2 pseudogenes are annotated in these 1,797 nt (G+C 69.9%); both read right to left on the bottom strand.

Annotated elements, in window-relative coordinates:
* Positions 1-999: pseudogene (locus BISA_RS11735) on the bottom strand (ATPase); the annotation flags it as partial.
* A gap of 68 nt (positions 1,000-1,067) precedes the next feature.
* Positions 1,068-1,797: pseudogene (locus BISA_RS12105) on the bottom strand (SCO6880 family protein); the annotation flags it as partial.

Here is a 1,797-nt window from a genome sequence, read left to right as displayed (position 1 = left end):
CGTCCAGGTGGTCGCCAGCACGGCCGCCACCACGTCGTCGCCCGACTGGGCGAGGGCGCTGATGTCGAAGTCAACGGGCCGGCTCAGGTCGATGCGCGCCGTGGTCTGCTCCCCGAACAGGCGGCCGAACTTGGTCATCCGGTTCGCGAACCCGTGCAGGTCGGCCAGCAGGCCGCGCACCTGCGCCGCATACAGTTCGTCGTTGCCCGGATCGTCGTAGACGGCGGCCTCGCGCACCTCCCTGGGACCCGATGCGAGCAGGTCGCGCAGGTCGGCGACGACCGGCGGCTGCGGATCGCCGCCGCACCGTTCGTACAGCACGCGCACCGCGACGGAGAGGATGTCGGATTCGCGGGCGGTGACCCCGCGCTGCCCCGCGTCCGCATCCGATTCGCGACCGGTGCGCATGATCGTCAGCAGCACCTCCATGAGCGCGCAGCGCGTGTCGTTGTAATAGTCGGCGAGGTCCTTGCGAGCCTTGCCGTCCAGTCGTTGCAGCGCGTAGTGCAGGTCGCCGGGGTCCAACGGGTTGACCACGCCGATGCCGGCGCCCAGGCGGATGACCTGGCCGCCGAGCATGCCGACCAGCGACGCGTAATCGGGTTTCAGGTCGCCGGGGATGATCGCGTTCATGCCGAGCGCGCTCAGCCCGAGCACCTGGCGTCGCACGAACGTGGATTTGCCGATCGCGGGCAGACCCAGGAGGAACATGGACGGCTGTTTGATGATGCCGGCCTTGAACCAGCTGATCGGATCGCAGCACACGCCGGCCCCCGTGGCGAGGGAGCGGCCGACCGGCACGCCCTCCACGGGAAGCGCCATGTCGGTGCCGAACGGCCAGAACCCGCCGCACACTTGGCTCGACGTGCCGAAGAACTCGTCCACCGTGGGCATCAGCGACGCGTATCCGCCGCCGCGGATCCTCCTGCCGCGCCACGGGATCGGCGGATACGGCCGGTCCGTCTCGGCGCGTAAAGGAGCCTCCAGCAGCGCCTCCATGCGCTCCACCGGATCGGAGGAGGCAGCGGAATCAGGCTTCCTGAAAAGTCTCATCCCATCCGCCTTTCTCACATGAGTCGGCCGAGCGGTCCGGCCGGCTTGTACGATCCGACGTTCAACCCGAGGGGCAGGCATGCGGCGAAACCCGTGTCCTGGGCCCCGTAGCACGGGCGGAGATCGATCTTCGCGCCGCCGGCGGCCTGCTCCACGGCCCTGGACGCGGCCTCGAGCCGCCGCCCCTCCTGCTCGCCCCTCGCCACGGTGACGGTGACGAGCATGCCGAAGAACACCATCACGGCGCCCTGGTTCGTTTCGACGGCCTGACGGTTGGCCTTGCCGATCTGGCTCATGGACCTCACCGTGGCGCGCTTCTCCTGGCTGACCTGGTTGGCGGCCTTCTGCCGGTTCTGCTCGGCCAGGAACATGGTCCTGTCGGGAGGCAGCATCCGGTAGAGCACCGTGACCCGCTTGCGGTCGCAGTCCGCCAGCGGGGCGAGCAGCCGGGTGAGCGTGTCGGCGGTCACGTTGCTCTGCGGGGGATCCACCATCTCCCATGTGCGGCTCAGACCGGAATCATGCGCGTAATCGCTCCAGCCGGCCTCGCACGCCACCGGCCCGCAATCCTCCCACGCGACGTACGGCGGCTCGTCGCGCTCCTCGAGCGCCTCCTGGGCCGCGGGATCGTAGGCGACGCGCACCATGCGCGCGATCTCCTCCAATCCCAGGGCGCGCGCCGAACCGCCGCCGGCCTGGGCCACCTGCTCGCGGATGGAGGCAGCAGCAGGCCGATGCGGCGCG

This window comes from Bifidobacterium saguini DSM 23967, from assembly GCF_000741715.1.
In the GTDB taxonomy this organism is placed as follows: domain Bacteria; phylum Actinomycetota; class Actinomycetes; order Actinomycetales; family Bifidobacteriaceae; genus Bifidobacterium; species Bifidobacterium saguini.
Note: the sequence above shows the minus strand (reverse complement) of the source record. Positions and strands in the feature narration are given on the sequence as shown.